The 14,170-nt window shown below is 61.5% G+C and carries 9 protein-coding genes; all 9 read right to left on the reverse strand.

Annotated elements, in window-relative coordinates:
• Window positions 1-105: 105 nt before the first annotated feature.
• Window positions 106-3,699, reverse strand: coding sequence for a glycosyltransferase (locus LVD08_RS06155; RefSeq protein WP_247267725.1), 3,594 nt, complete (start codon window positions 3,697-3,699; stop codon window positions 106-108).
• A 109-nt stretch (window positions 3,700-3,808) separates the two neighbouring features.
• Window positions 3,809-5,380, reverse strand: coding sequence for a flagellar hook-associated protein 3 (locus tag LVD08_RS06160; RefSeq protein WP_150367978.1), 1,572 nt, complete (start codon window positions 5,378-5,380; stop codon window positions 3,809-3,811).
• 13 nt (window positions 5,381-5,393) lie between these two features.
• Entirely contained in the window at window positions 5,394-7,439 is a 2,046-nt protein-coding gene (gene flgK / locus LVD08_RS06165) for a flagellar hook-associated protein FlgK (RefSeq protein WP_115987967.1), read from the reverse strand.
• A gap of 21 nt (window positions 7,440-7,460) precedes the next feature.
• Window positions 7,461-8,747 (reverse strand): flagellar assembly peptidoglycan hydrolase FlgJ, encoded by a 1,287-nt coding sequence (gene flgJ / locus LVD08_RS06170; RefSeq protein ID WP_096796286.1) that lies wholly within the window; start codon window positions 8,745-8,747, stop codon window positions 7,461-7,463.
• Window positions 8,748-8,758: 11 nt separating this feature from the next.
• Complete coding sequence (locus tag LVD08_RS06175; RefSeq protein WP_161794916.1) at window positions 8,759-9,847, reverse strand: flagellar basal body P-ring protein FlgI; 1,089 nt, start codon at window positions 9,845-9,847, stop codon at window positions 8,759-8,761.
• Window positions 9,848-9,874: 27 nt separating this feature from the next.
• Window positions 9,875-10,570: a flagellar basal body L-ring protein FlgH gene (gene flgH, locus LVD08_RS06180; protein ID WP_007965503.1), complete on the reverse strand. Its 696-nt coding sequence runs from the start codon at window positions 10,568-10,570 to the stop codon at window positions 9,875-9,877.
• Window positions 10,571-10,622: 52 nt separating this feature from the next.
• Entirely contained in the window at window positions 10,623-11,408 is a 786-nt protein-coding gene (gene flgG, locus LVD08_RS06185) for a flagellar basal-body rod protein FlgG (RefSeq protein WP_003222804.1), read from the reverse strand.
• A gap of 45 nt (window positions 11,409-11,453) precedes the next feature.
• Window positions 11,454-12,194 (reverse strand): flagellar basal body rod protein FlgF, encoded by a 741-nt coding sequence (locus LVD08_RS06190; protein ID WP_007965507.1) that lies wholly within the window; start codon window positions 12,192-12,194, stop codon window positions 11,454-11,456.
• A 271-nt stretch (window positions 12,195-12,465) separates the two neighbouring features.
• The gene (locus LVD08_RS06195) at window positions 12,466-14,028 is read right to left on the reverse strand and encodes a sigma-54-dependent phenylalanine hydroxylase transcriptional regulator PhhR (protein WP_047600009.1); all 1,563 of its coding nucleotides are present in this window, start codon (window positions 14,026-14,028) and stop codon (window positions 12,466-12,468) included.
• Window positions 14,029-14,170 lie beyond the last annotated feature (142 nt).

A 14,170-nucleotide genomic window follows, 5' to 3' on the forward strand; every position in this document is an offset into this window, starting at 1 on the left:
GCTATGCTTGAGGCTCTGCGGTAAAAAAGTGTCGATACTGATACAAACAGGATATTGAAGACGCAAAAAAGGCGACTCGAAAGTCGCCTTTTTCAGCAGTGCCGGTCAATCCGCCAGCCAGCCGTTTTCCCAATAGCGCAGGTTGTCGCCCCGCAGTACGTAGTCGCGCAATACGATTTCTCGCAGTTCATCGCCCATGCGATAGCTCGCATCGGGATCGGCCAGGTGCATGCGGATCGCCTGCAGCCATTCATCGGTGCTGTTGGTCTTGACCCGGGTGCACGGCAGGTAGCCGCGATAGGCCTCGGTATCGGTGCAGATCACCGGGTAACCGCAGGCGCCGTACTCCAGCAGACGCAGGTTGCTCTTGCAGTCGTTGAAGATGTGGAATTCCAGTGGCGCCAGCGCCAGATCGAGATTCAGGCTTGCCAGTTTGGCCGGGTACACTTCCAACGGGATTACCCCGTGGAATTCATGCATGTACGGACGCAGATCATCCGGGCACATGCCGAAGAACACCCAGTCGACTTCATTGGCCAGCTCACGCACAACATCGGCGATCACCGCCAGGTCGCCGTGGTGACTGGTCCCACCGCCCCAGCCGACTCGTGGTTTTTTCGAAGTGCGGCGCTGACTGCGCAAGTCAGTCCACAAGTTGCGCGCGAGCATGTTGGGGACGACGCGAATGTCGTGGTGCATGTCCGACAATGCATTGGCCAGTGGCTGGGTCGATACCACCACCCGATCACACAGGCTGATCGCACTGCGCACCATCCGCTCCATTTCCTGTTTATTGGGCATGTTGCGAATATGCGCATTGCGATGAGGAACGTCGATCACATAGTCATCAAGCTCAAAGATGCGCCGGGCATGACTGAATTTCTTCAGTGGCGGAATCTCATCAATGGCACCCTGCGAATAACGCCCCTGCAGCACAATCACGTCCGGGGACTGACGCTCGATATCAATGATCGACGGCAGTCCATAGCAAATCCGCCCTTCAGCGCGGTTGGCCGCTTCCAGTTCGATCAGCGGCTGGCTCATGCGGTAGTGACCGATGGCCGAGGCGTTGATCGGCACGGCAAGCACGTTCGGCAACTGCGCCCGGGAAAATGCACTCCAGCCGGTACGCAGGCCCGGTTCCAGGCTGAAGCTCGTCGCACCGACACCCTGCAACGACAAATTGACGTTGAAGGCCGGATCACGGGCAATGCGCGGCAACCAGCGCTGGTAGAAGGTTTCCTGCTCCTGAAGCTGCAATTGCTCCTCCTCTGCCGTCGCCTGAACACTGGGGCGTGCGCCCAGTGCCAGCAAGGCATAAGGGGTCCACACCACCAGGTATCCTTCCTGACCGATCCGCAGGCACAGATCCACGACATTCAGCGCCTGTTTCAGCGCTTGCTCATCGAGACCGGCGACAGACTCGTAAACCGCCTTGCGCACCATCAGGCAATCGCCACCGACGGCACTCAGGTCATGGACCGCTTGCAGCCGGAACATGTAACCATCCGACTGCAACGACTGACCATAGAACGGCAAACCCACTGCACCTTGCAGACCAAGAATCAGACCCGCGTGCAGCACGCACCCATCAGGATTGAACAGCTTGGCGCCGACCACGCCGACTTCCGGACGCTGCGCATGATTGAGCAGTTCGTCGAGCCAGTCGGCCTGGGTGATTACCGCAAACGAATTGAGCAGCAGCACGTATTCACCACGCGCCTGCCCTACCGCAAAATTATGCAGCGCCGCCGCGTTGCCCTGCTGCGGGTAGTTCAGGACACGAATCCGCTCGCCGCCCAGCTCTGCCATACCGTCCAGCCAGGCCCGCGCTTCGGTGCTTTCGCTGCCGTTGTCGACCAGCAACAACTCGTACTCGGAGTAAGCGGTCTTCTCCAACAGCGTCTCGACGCAGCGCTGCAAGGCAGCCGTCTGGTCCTTGGTCGCAATAATGATCGACACCAGCGGACGCCGGGCATGGCGATAGTCGACACGATTGAGCAACCCGGAACTGCCACGGCGGATTTCGTGGGCAATCCCCAGGCGCTGCAGATGGGCCTCGAGTACACGCGGATTCTGCTCGATGACCGCCGGAGCGGCGAGCCAGGCGGACAGATCGAAGGGCGATTGCACCAGAACTTCGGCGACATGCCCGACCACCTGCGTACCGTCACTCTCGACCATGCGCCACAGCACGTCGTGGGGGGCCAGTTCGGCGAACGTCGCCGCGAATCCGCCCAGCGCCAGAAAGCGTTCGCGCTTGAACGCCAGCGCGCGCCCGACGTACGGGTAACTGCGCAGCAGGTCGAGGTTGAAATCCGGTTTGAACGCAGGCTCCGCCGATTCGCCGTTGCGCAGGCTGCCTTCATCGCTGTACAGACACGTCAGCGCCGGAGAATGGGCGATGCGCTCGGCCATGATCAACAACGCCGGCACCACCGGACGATCGCCGGCCTGCAACAGGTAGAACCAGTCGGCCCCTTCCAGTTGCGGTAACAATGCATTGATCTGCTCCAGTCCGTCGTCCTGCAACGGCATGCGGAACACCCGACCATCGAGCTCGGCCTCGGAACAGGCAGCGGACAGCACCAGAATCAACTCCGGCAGATAATCCTGTGCGGCAAGCGCCTCCAGCGTGCGCTCGACACCGTCGCGACTGCCGTCGCGATCGATGACGATCGGGACGATGCGCGGCTGATGCGACCAGCCAGCCAGGGTCTCCGGCAGCAACTTGCGCTGCCCCTCGGTGAGCACCCGGCACTCCAGCCATTGCGCATAAAGCTCGGCAAAACTCCAGCTGTCGATGCCGACACACCACTCCTGGCGACTTTGTTTGGTACCCAGGGTGCGGCTCAGAGGCAGCTCTTCCCAGACCCGGGGTGTCTCATCAGCCTTGGTCAGCGGAATGTAACGAACCCAACCTGGCGCAGGCGCAGATTCGCCGCTGCGCGCCTTGAGCATTTGCAGAATCCACTCGCGCTCGACTTCAACCGCATCTTTCATCGACTGCTGGGCGCTCAGGCGCTCCGGGTACAGTCGCTCGGCACTGAGTACATTGTTGGACACCGCCACGTTGCCGCGCCGCATCAGACAGACGAACAGCGCGAAATCCAGGGTTGCCACAAAGCAGTGGCCTTCCTGGGTCAATGCCGGCAGCAACTCGACAAGATCTTCCCGGCGAAACAGCGCATTGGTGAACCCACCCAGCACATTGACCGGAAACTTTTCAAAGATGCCCAGCAGGTCGTCGCCCTTGAACAAGCCACTGAGCGGAGACAGCGAAGTGTTTTCCAGACGCGCTGGAAGAATGATGTCGTCAGCGTCCCAGAACAGTCGCTGAGCCAGCACCAGCCGGACTTCCTCACGCACCATTTCCTGCGCTTGCTGTTCAACACAGGCGGCATAGAGATGGTCGTCGTCGCACAGAAATTTGACCAATTGGCCCTGCGCCTGTTCCAGGCAGGCCTTGAGATTGCCGACCATGCCCAAGGTGCGCGGATTGCGCACGTAACGCACGGCGACGCCGGACTGCTCGACTACCGCCGCAACGATGGCTTCAATCTCGCTGCCGCGGCTGTCGTCGCAAACGATGATTTCGAGTTGGCCATAAGTCTGGCTCACCGCACTGCTCAAGGTCCGCTCGAAGAAGCGCGGATTGAAGGCGGGAATGACCAGACTGACGAGAGGAAGTGGATTCACGGCGGGCTCACAGGCGGTACGAGCCCGCTCGGTAAAGCGAGCCCATGAAACCGCAAAAAAACATTAACTGAAGGACGAGACAAACGGGCGCCTGCGCGCCCGTCCAATGTCAGATCTTGTTGAACAGACCCAACTGACTGATCTTGCTGAACGCCAGTTGCGAGGCTTGCAGCATGGTCTGCTGCAACGTCAGGCGGGTCATCACCTCGGCCGGATCCGAATCACGGATCGAACCCTGGGTCGTGGTGTTGGCCTGGATCAGGCTCTGGTTGGTGGTGTCCTGGTCATCCAGCGACTGACCGCGCGCACCGATCGAGGTCACCGCAGCGCCAATCTGGTTGGAGGCGCTGTCGATGTTGCCCAGCGCCGACTCCATGGCCCCCTGGAATTTCTGCTTGGCTACCGGATCACCATCGACCGGCATGTTCAGCGCCGTGACCATCTGGCCCAGGGTGTCGAGCACGTTCTGGGTCTGGTGGTTGTTGGACTGGATCGAGAACTGATCGCCCGCACCCGGCGTACCGCCAATGGCGAAGGTCACACCGGCGGCCGTGGCGTTGCTGCCGACCATGGTGCCCGACGACACCGGTTTGCTGTCAGCGGTCACAGGGGCCGCGTACAGGTCGAAATCGGTGGCGCTGGTGAACTTCAGCACCGCGCCGCCGCCCGACGGGAAGGCCGCGCTGTACGCCGCCTGGTTGGTCACGCTGGAGCCGGTGATGACCGCCGTCGACGGGTTGCCCGGGCTGCGCGCAGTGGTGAACGAATCAGGCGTGGCCGACAGCTGGAAGCTGTGACCGGCGATGACCGCATCCGGGTTGGTGTCGCCGGCCTTGAGGTTGATGTTCAACTTCATGTCGACGCCACGGAAGCTGACGGTCTGGTTGGCACCATTGCTGTTGCTGATCAGGCCGTTCTGGCTGGCTTCGGACGTCACGTCGTTGCCCAGGGCATCGGTGATTTTCAACTGCGTGCTGCTGATGAAATCCACGGTGTATGGCTGGCCCGCCGTGAACTTGGCGTTGTAGGTCGCTGCGGTGCCGACCGTACCGTTGGACAGCACCACACGACCGTCATCCACCGCCGGAGCGGTCATGCTGGTCTGGGTGCGGCTGGTGTTGATGGTCTGCTGGAAGGCGTCCCAACCGGTAGTATTGGTCGCGACCGACATACCGTCGCCAATGCCCAGGTTGATCTGAGTCTGGTCACCGTTATAGGTGTAGGTGCCGTCGACGTTTTGCGAGTACGGCGCGGTATCGGTCTTGGAACCGGAGAACAGGTAGTTGCCGTTGGCATCCTTGGAGTTCATCAGGCCCAGCACTTGTTGCTGGATCTGGCTCAGTTCCGCCGCGTACGCCTTGCGGTTGTCGTCGGTGGCGATACCGTTGTTGGCGGCCAGGCCGATTTCCTTGGCGCGCTGCAGAGCCGTGGTGATGGAGTTCAACGTCGACTCCTGCACGGTCAGCGAGCTCTTGGTGGTGTCGATGTTGCCCTGATACTGGTCGAGCATCGCACTTTGCTGACCCAGCTTGAGCAGGCGACCGGCGCCGATCGGATCGTCGGCAGCGGTGTTGATGCGCTGCAGGCTGCTCGCTTCGTTGGCGGTCGCGACCGTCTTGCTGTAGTTGCGCTGATATTGAGCAGCTTGCGTCGCGTAATACTGGGCGGTGGAAATGCGCATGAATTACGACTCCTTAAAGACTGTTGATCAGCGTGGCGAAGGTTTCCTGCGCAGCTTTGATGATCTGCGAAGACGCTGTGTAGTACTGCTGATACTTGACCAGGTTGCCGGTCTCTTCATCGAGGTTGACCTGGGACAGCGAATCACGCGCGCCCTTGGCCTGATCGAGGATCACCGAGGTGGCTTCATTGTCGGACTTGCTCTGCGCAGCCTTGGTACCGACGTTGGTCACCAGTTTGTTGTAGGCGTCGGTCAGGCTGATGCCCTTGCTGCCGCTGCCGGTGTCCACGGTCTGCTTGGTCTGCAGGCCAACCAGTGTCTGTGCGTTGCGGTTATCCGAAGACGCCGCGCCGGTCAGGTTGATGGTGAAGGTTTCACCGGACTTCGGCGTCGCGCCCACGGTGGTCTGTACGGTGAAGGTCTTCTGCACGTTCGGCGTGACCGTGGTGTCCATCACCGGAGCACCGGTGGAGTCGACCATGCCGACCTTGAGGTTCAAGGTGTTGGCCTGCCCCGGCACGATGGTGCCCGAACCGATGGTGTTGCCCTTGGCGTCGACCATGTTGTACGACTGGCTGCCGCTGGCGACCGCACCGAACACCAGTTTGACCGGCGTCGAATATTTGAGCGCATTCTGCAACTCGGTCTGCGACGCCGGGTTGTAGATGTCGAACGAATCAGTCAGCGTCGGCTGGGTGTAGGTACCGGAATTGTTGGCACTGGCCACGCCGGTCAACGGCGCTGCCGCAGCGATTTTCTTCGGATCGGTCAGTACCGTCTGAATAGTGCTTGCCGCGTTACGGGTCGGCGTCACCTTGAACGTGTCGCCCGCGCTCAGCGCCCCGCCGTTGAGGGCCAGGGTGAAGCCGTCGATTACCGGCGGTGGCGTGGTCGTGGTGCTGAACGAGCCCATGTCGGTGCCATCGGAGCGCTTGACCGAATAGTTGGTGGCGCTGGTGAAGGTCACCTGATAATCGCTGGTGGTCAGCTTGCCGGTGTCCTTGATGGTGACATCGAGGTTGCCCGACCCGGCGCTATTGGTCGACTGCGCAATGCTGCGCTGACTGACCAGAGCGGCACTGTTGATGTTGTTGAAGATCGCTGCGCCGAAGTCACCGTTCTTGTCGATGCCCTGGGCTTGTTGGCTGTTGACCTGATCGGCCACTACCAGCGCGACACGCCCCAACTCATTGAGCGAAGGGTCGAGCACTTCTTTGCGATAGGTCAGCAGGCCACCGATTTCGCCACCGCTCATGGCCGACGTGATATCGATCACGCTTGAGCCGCGGTCCAGCTGAATCGCCATGCGCGTCGGATCGTCCTTGCTCGGCACGGTGCTCAGGGTGTTGGTGGTGTTGCCGATCACCAGCGGCTGGCCGGTGCCGATGTACACGTCAAAACTGGTGCCACGTTCGACAACCTGCGCCCCGGTCAGCTCGGAGAGCTGACGCACCGCTTCGTTACGGCTGTCGAGCAGATCGTTCGGCTGGCCGCCGCTGGTGGAAATCTCGCCGATCTTCTGGTTCAGGTTGGCAATCGAAGTCGCCAGCTTGTTGACCTGGGACGTCATGTCGCCCAGGTTGCCATTGATCGTGGTGTTCTGATCGTTCAGCTGTTTGGCCAGCGCATTGAAACGGCTGGTCAGGGCCTGCGCACCGGTCAGCACCGACTGACGGGAGGTGTCATCAGTGGCCGAGGTCGCCACGCCCTGCATCGAGGTAAAGAACTTTTGCAGCACACCGGTCAGGCCGGTGTTGGTATCGGACATCGAGGCATCCAGCGCAGTGGCCTGGGCACCGTACGCAGCCGCTTCGCTATTGAGCGAGGTGGCGGTATGCAGCTGGTTTTCGAGGTAAGAGTTGTAGACCCGGCGCACATCGGCCAGGGTCGTCCCCGTACCGATGAAGACGTTGCCGAACTGCTGCGAGGACTTGGTGCTCTGCACGGTTTGCTGGCGTGAATACCCGGCGGTGTCGACGTTGGCAATGTTGTTACCTGTGGTCGCGAGAGAGGAAGAACTCGCGGACAACCCCGACATCCCGATATTGAGCAAACTCATGATTCAAACCTTACCGTGTGTTTATAGAGGCGTCGTTGAAACGCCGGCCGCAGCGTAGTTTTCGAAACTGTTCATCTGCTTGGCTATCTGCGAAATCTTCGTCGCGTAGTTCGGGTCGGTCGCGTAACCGGCCTTTTGCAACTCGCGTACAAACTGTTCTGGGTTATCGGCCGACTTCACTACATCTTGATAGCGATTGTTGGTCTGCAGCAAAGTCACCAGATCGTGGAAACTGTCCTTGTACGAGGCATAGGAACGGAACTGTGCCGTCTCCTTGACCATCTGCCCGTTGCGGAACTCGCTGGTGATTGCCCGGGCCGAATCGCCGGTCCAGTTGCTGCTGGCCTTGATGCCGAACAGGTTGTGGCTGCTACTGCCATCCTGGGCACGCATGACCGATTTGCCCCAGCCGGTTTCCAGTGCGGCTTGCGCCACCAGATAACGCGGATCGACGCCAATACGCGCGGCGGCTTCTTTGGCCATCGGCAGCATGGTGTTGACGAATTCGTCGGCGGAGCTGAAAGCGCGCTTGGCCGGCGCCAGCGGAATCTGCGCCATCGCCCGACCGTAAATCTGCATCTGCCCGCCGGACGCCTTGGCGTCTTCGGCACGGGTCAGCCAGTCGCCGTTGTACAGCGGGCCGGCGCCGGTGGCGGCCGTGGTCGCCGCACGTTGCGGCAAGGCATTGGTGGCGGTCGGCGTGGCGGACGGCACCAGACCGGCGAGCAAACGATCGGCCAGCTTCGGCGGCAATGCCAGACGACGCTTGTTGATCATTGCCATGTCATTGCTGTGCGAGGCTTCGGTAGTAGCCACACGCCCGGAACGCGAGGCCCACAACGGACGCTCGCCATTGAGCCGCGATAACGGCCCATTGGTGGCAGTGGTGCCGGCGGCAATCGGGGTCTGCACCGCAGCGGCTTTCGCCGCCTCTTGCTTGGCGGCGGACGCGGCTGCAGCCTCACCCGGTGCCAGCGGTTTGTTCCTCGACATCTGCTTCATCAGCACGTCGGCCAGACCGATACCACCGCCCTCACGGGACAGCGACACTGCCAGTTGCTGGTCGTACATTTCCTGATATTGCTTGGCCGCCGGGGTGTTCATCGGGTTGTCTTTACCCAACGCCTCGGTGGCCGAACGCATCGACTTGAGCATTTCGCCAAGGAACAGCGATTCGAATTCCTGCGCCACCTTGCGCATGTTCGCATCGCTGTTCTTGTCGCCAACCTTGAGCTGGTTCAGACGATTGAGGTCGGAGTACGAACCCGAATCGCCCGTGCCCACCAGACTGCCTTTGCGCATATCCATGGTCGGCGTCCTCAGATCACGATCAGGTCGGCTTGCAACGCGCCGGCCTGCTTCAGTGCTTCGAGAATGGCCATCAGGTCACCCGGTGCCGCGCCAACCTGATTCACCGCCCGCACGATCTCGTCGAGGGTGGTGCCCGGGCCGAACTTGAACATCGGCTTGGCTTCCTGCTGAGCATTGACCCGCGAGCGCGGCACAACGGCCGTCTGCCCATTGGACAGCGGACCCGGCTGGCTGACGATCGGGTCTTCGGTGATGGTCACGGTCAGGCTGCCGTGGGTCACGGCGGCCGGCGAAACTTTCACGTTCTGGCCGATGACGATGGTGCCGGTACGCGAGTTGATGATGACTTTCGCCACCGCCTGACCCGGATCGACTTCAAGGTTTTCGAGGATCGACAGGTAGTCGACGCGCTGGCTCGGATCGAGCGGCGCCGTCACACGGATCGAGCCGCCGTCGATGGCTTGCGCCACGCCAGGGCCGAGCATGTCGTTGATCTTGTCGACGATACGCTTGGCCGTGGTGAAGTCGGAACGGTTGAGGTTCAGCGTAAGGCTGTTGCCCTGGTTGAAACCGCTCGGTACCGAACGCTCCACCGACGCACCACCCGGGATGCGACCGGCCGACGGAACGTTGACGGTGATCTTCGAACCGTCACGCCCTTCAGCATCGAAACCACCGACCACCAAGTTGCCCTGGGCGATGGCGTAGACGTTGCCGTCGATACCCTTGAGCGGGGTCAGCAACAGGGTGCCTCCGCGCAGGCTCTTGGAGTTACCGATCGAAGACACGGTGATGTCGACCTGCTGACCCGGTTTGGCGAACGCCGGCAGATCGGCACTCACCGACACCGCCGCGACGTTTTTCAACTGCACGTTGCCCGATCCCGGCGGCACCTTGATGCCGAACTGCGAGAGCATGTTGTTGAAGGTCTGCAGTGTGAACGGGGTCTGCGTCGTCTGGTCGCCGGTGCCGTTAAGCCCGACCACCAGGCCGTAACCGATCAACTGGTTGGAACGCACGCCGGAAATGCTGGCGATATCTTTCAGCCGCTCGGCGTGGGCACCAAAGGCTGCGGACAACAGGGCCGCAGCCAGCATGAGGCTCTTGAAATTCAAAGTCGCCACCTAGAAAGGGAACAGCGGGCTGAGGAAGAAACGGTCGAACCAGCCTGGCTGACTCGCATCGGCAAACGAACCGGTGCCCGAGTAGGTGATGCGCGCATCGGCGACACGGGTCGACGACACGGTGTTGTCGGTGGCGATGTCATCGGCACGCACGAGACCTGCAATCCGCACCAGCTCGTCGCCGGTGTTGAGGGTCATCCACTTCTCGCCGCGCACGGCGATGATGCCGTTGGGCAACACGTCGGCCACGGTCACGGTGATCGAACCGGTCAGGGTGTTGCCCTGCGCCGCCTTGCTGTCGCCCTTGGTCGCGCGGTCGCCGCTGTAGCCGACGTCGAGGCTCAGGTCATTGCCACCCAACGGGTTGTTGGTGGTGCCACTGCCGCCGAACAGCGAAGTCAGGCCGATGCCGGTCTTGCTGTTCTTGGCCACTTGCGAGTTGGCGTTTTTGCTCGCCTGAGTCTTCTCGTTCAGGGTGATGGTGATGATGTCACCGACCCGGAACGCCTTGCGGTCGCTGTACAGGTTCTGCTCGAAGCCGGCCTGATAGATCGAGCCGTTGTTGGCCGCCGCCGGCAATGGCGTGCGTGGCAACACCGGAGCGTAATAAGGGTCATTGGGCTTGGGCGTCGGTGCGACGCAGCCCGCGAGCGAGACGACCCCACCCAATGCCAGAACAGATACGAAGCGTTTCATGACCCTACCTCACGGTGTTGCTGGCGACCTCATGGCCGCCCCATAGACTTGATTACAGATTCTGCGTTACGAACGAGAGCATCTGGTCGGCGGTGGAGATCACCTTGGAGTTCATCTCGTAGGCGCGCTGAGTGGTGATCATGTTGACCATCTCCTCAACGGTGCTGACGTTGGAACCTTCCAGGGTGTTCTGCAGCGTGGTACCGAAACCGTTCAGGCCCGGGGTGCCGATTTGCGGCGCGCCGGAAGCAGCGGTTTCCAGGAACAGGTTGTTGCCCACTGCCTGCAGACCGGCCGGGTTGATGAAGTCGGCGGTTTGCAGGTTGCCGATCACCTGAGCGGCCGGGTTGCCTGGCACTGTGATCGACACGGTGCCGTCGGTGCCGACAGTGAAGCTCTGCGCGTTGTTCGGGATGACGATGGCCGGTTCCAGGGCGAAACCGCTGGCGTTGACGATCTGACCGTTGGAGTCGAGGTGGAAAGTACCGTCACGGGTGTAGGACGTGGTGCCGTCCGGCTGCAGGATCTGGAAGAAACCGCGACCGTCGATGGCCATGTCCAGCGGCTGCTCGGTGGTTTGCAGGCTGCCGGCGGTGAAGTTTTTCTGCGTGCCGACGATGCGCACACCGGTACCCAGTTGCAGACCGGACGGCAGTTCGCTGTCCTGGGTCGACTGGGCGCCTGGCTGACGCTTGATCTGATACAGCAGGTCCTGGAATTCGGCACGGTCACGTTTGAAACCTGTGGTCGAGACGTTCGCCAGGTTGTTGGAAATGGTGGTCAGGTTGGTGTCCTGGGCGGACAGACCGGTTTTGGCAACCCATAGAGCCGGAAGCATTCGATTCTCCTCGTGCGCCTGTTTTACGGCGCGACGTTCTGATAATTAGCTGATCTGCAAGACCCGAGCCATGGCCTGGTCGTCGTCTTTGGCGGTATTCATCATCTTGACGTGCAACTCGAACTGCTTGGCCAGGGCCAGCACCGAGGTCATTTCTTCCACGGCGTTGACGTTGCTCGACTCAAGGAAACCCGACACCAGTTTGACGTTGGCATCGGCCGGCGCCGGCTGGCCGTCCTTGGTGTAGATCGAGCCGTCGAGGCCCTTGTTGAGGTTCTTGATGTCCGGGTTGACCAGTTTGATCCGGTCGACTTCCGCCATGACGCGCGGGCCTTCGCCCATCGCACGAATACTGATGGTGCCGTCTTCACCGACTTCGACCTGCTGCTCCGGCGGCACGGCGATCGGACCGCCATTGCCGAGTACCGGCATGCCGTTGCCGGCGCGCAATACGCCGAGGGCGTCGATGTTCAGGCTGCCGGTGCGCACGTAGCTTTCGCCACCGTTAGGGTTCTGCACGGCAATAAAACCGTTGCCGGTCACGGCGACGTCGAGGTCACGCCCGGTCTGCACCAGCGAACCGGCGGTGAAGTCGGTGGCGGGCCGTTCGCTCATGGCAAACGCACGCGCCGGAAAGCTGTCACCGAACACCGGCATCGAACGCGCCTGCTCCAGGTCGCGCTGAAAACCATTGGTGGAGATGTTCGCCAGGTTGTTGGCATGGGCCTTTTGCGCCAGTGCGTTCTGACTGGCGCCGGTCATTGCCACATAAAGGTACTTGTCCACACTCTTTCCTCTGCATGCCGGACGTTTGCCGCCCACCGCTGTACTGCTGAGCCATAAGCAATTTGCAGACCAACTTTTTTCTGGCGGCTTGCGGCCCGGTAAACAAAGGACTTGCGGGGGTTTGTGGGGAAACTGGAAATGTATCGAAGTCGAAAAACCGGCGGTGTTATGCCGCTTGGCGGCAAAGGATCAAAAGATCGCAGCCTTCGGCAGCTCCTACATTGAAATGCTTCCCCCTGTAGGAGCTGCGGCACGCTGCGATCTTTTGATCTCAAGCTTCAGGATCTTTACCGACCTCATACTCACGGAGCTTGTTGGCAATGGTGGTGTGCGAAACCCCCAACCGCTTACCGAGTTGCCGACTGCTCGGGTGTTCGGAATACAAGCGCTCCAGCACCGCTTTCTCGAAGCGTCCGACGATCTCGTCCAGCCCGCCCTCCAGCGAGAAATCGCCAAGCGGCTGACGCACGCCGTAATCCGGCAGGCGGATGTGTTCGACCTTGACCGTGCCGCCCTCGCACAGTGAAACCGCCTGGAACAGCACGTTCTCCAGCTGCCGCACGTTGCCCGGCCAGTGATAATGACTGAGGCGATCCATTGCTGCCGGCGCCAGTTTCGGCAGCGAGCAACCGATCTGGCGGCTGGCCTGATCGAGGAAGTGCTCGACCAGCGGGGTCAAACCGTCGAGGCATTCGCGCAACGGCGGGATGTGCAGCGACAGCACGTTCAAGCGGTGATACAGATCCTGACGAAACTCGCCGCGCGCGCACAGTTCGGACAAGTCGACCTGAGTGGCGCAGATCACTCGCACGTCCAGATACACCTCTTCGTCGCTGCCGACCCGGCGGAAGCAGCCGTCCTGCAGAAAGCGCAGCAACTTCACTTGCAAGCGCGGGCTCATTTCACCGACGCCATCGAGGAACAGCGTACCGCCCGCCGTCAGTTCCAGCAGGCCGAGCTTGCCTTCGGCGCGCGCGCCCTCAAAGGCGCCGGGGCCGTAGCCGAACAGTTCGGTCTCGGCCATCGACTCCGGCAGCCCTGCACAGTTGAGCGCCATCAGCGGCGACTGCCCGCGCGGACTGGCGAGGTGACAGGCGCGGGCGAGCAATTCTTTGCCGGTGCCGGTTTCGCCTTCGATCAATAGCGGCGCATCCAGCGGCGCCATGCGCCGCGCTTCACGCACGACAGCGGCCATCACTTTCGAGCTCTGGAAGATACTGTCGAAGCCACGCAATTCCTGTTTGCGCACGTTATAGATGCGCTCACCGACGCGGTCGGCGCGGTGCAAGGTCAGTACCGCACCGGCCATGGCTTCGCTGTCGTCGTGCTCCGATTGCAGCGGCGCGATGTCGGCGAGAAAGATGTCGCCCTTGACCTTGACGCGCATGCCGTTGATTCGCGACTTGTTGGCGCGCACCAGTTCCGGCAAATCGAAATCCTCGGCATAGCGCGACAGCGGAATCCCCGGCACTTCATCCACGCGCACTCCGAGCAACTGCGCCGCCGCGCGGTTGGCCGCAACGATCGAGCCGCCCATGTCGATCGACAGCACCGGGAATTCCAGCGCGCCGAGCAACGCGTTCAACTCCATGTGCCGACGCTCGCTGGGCATCAGCCCGACGCGTTTGACCCCAAACACTCCAGCAATCGCCTCGAACTTCGGCCGCAGCGCCTGGAACTGGATGTTGATCAGGTTCGGGCAGTGCAGATAGATCGCATTGCCGTGCTCGCCGCCGACCTCGCCGCGTGCAACGTTGATCCCGTACTCCACCAGCAGGTTGAGGATGTCGCGCAGGATGCCGATGCGGTTTTGGCAGTGGACTTTGATACGCATATAAAGAGGCCCGACGAGGATGAGGGGTTAAACACAATCCCTGTGGGAGGGGGGTTTCTCGCGGGGGGGGGGGGGTGGGGGGGGGGGTGGGGCGGGGCACACCCCCTGCCCGCCGCAGCCCCGCCCCCCCGGGGGAGCGCCC

Origin of the sequence: Pseudomonas sp. YL2 (assembly GCF_023063025.1) — a bacterium.
In the GTDB taxonomy this organism is placed as follows: Bacteria; Pseudomonadota; Gammaproteobacteria; order Pseudomonadales; family Pseudomonadaceae; genus Aquipseudomonas; species Aquipseudomonas putida_A.

What these genes read in the sequence shown, in the direction of transcription:
- flgK (WP_115987967.1), bottom strand. Translation starts at nt 7,439, where the DNA reads ATGAGTTTGCTCAATATCGGGATGTCGGGGTTGTCCGCGAGTTCTTCC.
- LVD08_RS06195 (WP_047600009.1), bottom strand. Translation starts at nt 14,028, where the DNA reads ATGCGTATCAAAGTCCACTGCCAAAACCGCATCGGCATCCTGCGCGAC.
- LVD08_RS06175 (WP_161794916.1), bottom strand. Translation starts at nt 9,847, where the DNA reads ATGCTGGCTGCGGCCCTGTTGTCCGCAGCCTTTGGTGCCCACGCCGAG.
- LVD08_RS06160 (WP_150367978.1), bottom strand. Translation starts at nt 5,380, where the DNA reads ATGCGCATTTCCACCGCCCAGTATTACGCGACGCAAGCTGCTCAATAT.
- flgH (WP_007965503.1), bottom strand. Translation starts at nt 10,570, where the DNA reads ATGAAACGCTTCGTATCTGTTCTGGCATTGGGTGGGGTCGTCTCGCTC.
- flgG (WP_003222804.1), bottom strand. Translation starts at nt 11,408, where the DNA reads ATGCTTCCGGCTCTATGGGTTGCCAAAACCGGTCTGTCCGCCCAGGAC.
- flgJ (WP_096796286.1), bottom strand. Translation starts at nt 8,747, where the DNA reads ATGGATATGCGCAAAGGCAGTCTGGTGGGCACGGGCGATTCGGGTTCG.